Here is a 3,459-nt window from a genome sequence, read left to right as displayed (position 1 = left end):
CTACGACGATTGATGGGTGTAGCCGATCAGATCGTAGCTTCTAGATTTAGTTCCATCGATTTAAGCAACAAAGCCCAATGAAATAACCCACAGCAATGGTCACTACCAAGCCAATTAAGAGCTCTAACATAGGGTTGTCTCCAGATATTATGAAAAAAAGAAAGAAACTGTTTCAGTTTATGACAAGGAATTTACAGAATTCTTTCTTGTGGCACGAGACTAAATTAGAGCTAGCATGATCTAAAACAAATAATAGATTAATAAATAATTGCGCTGGATTATATTGTTTAAATTACGTTTTTTAGGTGTTATGCACTGGTTTTAATGATTTTAAAGAAAGGAAAATATGAACGATTTGTCGAATAAAAATCGTACGAAATGATTAAAAAGTAGGAAAAGCGATAGTTCGAGCTAGATCACGTTAAAGAGGCTTGATTGAACAAAAAAGCTCCGGATGAACGGAGCTTTTGTTTTGACGTCTTTATATTGAAGCGCGAGTTACACGTTATGCGTAGCGTCGCACTAAGAGGTTCCAACTGCGTTGTTGACGTTCAAATTCTTCCTTAATTTGTTCGTATTTCAGCTTTGATACGGAACGTTCGTACTTTTTCACTACCGTTGCTGTTTTCTCACCAAGCACTTCTTTTCGCGCTTCATAATATTCTTGCATGTGGTGTACAAGTGCATCGAATTCCTGCTGAAGTTGGTCTCGAATCGATTGGCTATTCGGTTTCGTTTCTAACTTTTCTTTTGCCTTTTTCAGCAATTGAGTTGCGCGCGCTTTTTCGATTCGGAAAGTCGATGTCGTACGAAGTTTGGTTGTTAACCCCAGCCAAGAGCATGATTTTATCAACCATTTCGTTGGGTCGTAATGCCACCAGTACACACCATTTCGGTAATCGTTCTCAAAGATATGGTGGAAATTATGGTATCCCTCACCAAAGGTAAAGAAAGCCAAAATACCGTTATCACGAGCCGTGTTTTTGTCTGTGAAGGTTTGCTTACCCCAAACGTGCGCCAATGAGTTAATAAAGAAGGTAGTGTGATGGCTTAGGAAGAGGCGAGCTGCTCCAACGATTAAAAACATTCCCAATACATCGCCGTATATCAAACCCAATGCGAGAGGAAAGCCAATATTGGTCAGAATTGCGAGTGGAACATAATATTTATGCTGCCACACGACGACCTTATCGCGTTTCAAATCACGACAGTTGGTGTACTCGTTTTCTTTCGATTTATTATAGTCGCGTAACATCCAACCAATATGCGAATACCAAAATCCGCGTTTCGCTGAATACGGGTCTTTGTCATTGTCATCTACATGTTTGTGGTGAACACGATGATCAGAAGACCAATGCATTGCACTGTTTTGAAGAGAGAAAGCACCACCGATGGCAAAGATGAATCGTAAAACTGGGTGAGCTTCATAGGTTTTGTGGCTCCACAGACGGTGATAACCCGCGGTAATGGAGAGATTGGTAAAACTAAAGGCGATGATACCCCAGATCAGATGTTCCCAACCTAATCCGTAGTGGTATGCATACCAAGGCAATACAACAAAAGTCAGAATAAAACTGGCAGAAAATATCAATAGATTCAACCAGATAATGGGCGGTTTATTATGCGTCACGATGTGTCCCTAACTTTGAGCTAACAACTGTTCGCTAGAGTATCAGCGTACACGTGTAAGTCAAACTAAAGTTAGACGACTTTGTATCGAGTTGTGACTGCTCTATCGCTGCACAATGTTTATGATTTATCGCGCTTATTGGTGGGATATTTTGCTTTTAAACGAATAATGAGTAGTATTAATCAATGAGCTATGGCGTTAGATTTGTAAAATCTGCCAATAATAAGACCGGAATGAGGTGGAAAATGCCAAAGCTCGATAGAGAAGCAAAGAAATGTAAGAAAATAGGAATACGTAATGGAATTACGATTAGCGGAATATAAGGATTATGAACGCATCGCGCAGTTACACGTGGACAGTTGGAAGCGACATTACCGTGGCATTCTGAGTGACGGCTATTTGGATAGCGAAGCGAGTGACGACAAATTACTGATTTGGCAAACGCGTCTGACAAACCCTCCATTTAACCAACACATCGTATTAGCAGAAGAGGGTGGTCTTCTTCTTGGTTTTGTTTGTGTGTTCGGTAATCATGACTTTGAACGTGGCAGCTTCATTGAAGCGCTACATGTTGATGGTGGTTATCAAGGGCGTGGGATCGGCAAACAGCTTTTACTTGCGGTTGCGGAGTGGCACCAACAATATTTCAAAGATAGTGGTTTATATCTTGAGGTAGTTTCACAAAATGAACCCGCGGTAGAATTTTATCAGCATATCGGTGGGCAAGAGTGTCAAGAGCGCAGTTGGAAAGCGCCTAGTGGAAATGAGGTCATGGAAAAAGTATTCCGTTGGTCCAGTGCTCAATCCTTAGTGAGCGGGATTGAAGAAAACGTAATTTATTCTTAGACATTACTCACGTATCAAACATGAAAGAGCAGCGAATTCGCTGCTCTTTTTTATGGCTCACAGGAAAGCAGAAGATTAGAATATTAATCCAAGCTGTTTCAAGGCAGTTTCGCATTGTTGAGCATTTTCAAACTGAATTGCAGCCATACCAACCGCTTTTGCCCCCTCTACGTTATAAGGCATATCATCAAGAAACACCGTTTCTGAAGCAACAAGTTGGTGAGCCTCAAGAAGGTTCTGATAGATTTCTGGTTGAGGTTTCAATAACCCCAATTCGGCAGAAACCGTCGTGCCATCGAACAGCGGCCAGAATTGATACGTTGATTTGAGATACTCAACAATTTCTACCACGTTGTCGGTTAACGCATAGACGCCATAACCCGCAGCTTTTAAACGTTTCAGTAAATCGACACTGCCGTAAATCAGCAATTGTGTTTGTTTTACATAATAAAAGAGTCGTTCACAATCTGTTGCTGAAAGTTGCTTCTCTTGTTGATAACGCTGTTTGGCTTGCGACTCGCTAATCAGGCCTTTATTTAAGTCCGTCCAAATTGAGCTTGTGAACAAATCTTTGACGAGCCATTCCACATCGGCATCATTGCCAAAAGTGAGTCTAACAATTTCGATTGGCGACCATCTAACGAGTACATTTCCAACATCGAATACGACATTTTTGATTGCTATTGGTTGCATAGGCTTCCTTGTTTGATAAGTTGAGCCGGTGAGAGCGTGTTCTCTCTAGAAATTGATGTTGCACGGCTTTCCTGCATGAGACATTGCGCGAGTTCGCGTTTTTGTTTATTTAATATTCGAATTTGCTTAATTATTAATTTTGTGAATATAACGAGCTGAATTTAAAGTAGAGCGTCGCGAAATATTTGATTGAAGTCTCACTGCTTATGCTCCTTAACCTGAGATCGGTTTAAGCCATCGCCATCAGCCCAGACTTTTCAGCATTGGTGATGTTGAGTGATGGCTTCTCT

Annotated in this window: 3 protein-coding genes; 1 reads left to right on the top strand and 2 read right to left on the bottom strand. The window is 40.9% G+C overall.

All coding sequences use genetic code 11. The annotated features are described in order from the left end of the window. Window positions 1–505 precede the first annotated feature (505 nt). Window positions 506–1,630 (bottom strand): acyl-CoA desaturase, encoded by a 1,125-nt coding sequence (locus tag OQJ86_RS26075; RefSeq protein WP_038878823.1) that lies wholly within the window; start codon window positions 1,628–1,630, stop codon window positions 506–508. Between the two features lie 297 nt (window positions 1,631–1,927). On the opposite strand from OQJ86_RS26075, the gene OQJ86_RS26070 reads away from it, so the two are divergent. Beyond that, window positions 1,928–2,476 (top strand): GNAT family N-acetyltransferase, encoded by a 549-nt coding sequence (locus OQJ86_RS26070; protein ID WP_038867865.1) that lies wholly within the window; start codon window positions 1,928–1,930, stop codon window positions 2,474–2,476. A gap of 75 nt (window positions 2,477–2,551) precedes the next feature. On the opposite strand, the gene OQJ86_RS26065 is transcribed toward OQJ86_RS26070, so the two are convergent. Continuing rightward, window positions 2,552–3,169: an HAD family hydrolase gene (locus OQJ86_RS26065; protein WP_039977003.1), complete on the bottom strand. Its 618-nt coding sequence runs from the start codon at window positions 3,167–3,169 to the stop codon at window positions 2,552–2,554. Window positions 3,170–3,459 lie beyond the last annotated feature (290 nt).

Source organism: Vibrio sp. Sgm 5 (genome assembly GCF_026241575.1).
GTDB lineage: Bacteria > Pseudomonadota > Gammaproteobacteria > Enterobacterales > Vibrionaceae > Vibrio > Vibrio jasicida.
This window is presented reverse-complemented; position numbering and strand designations above follow the sequence as displayed.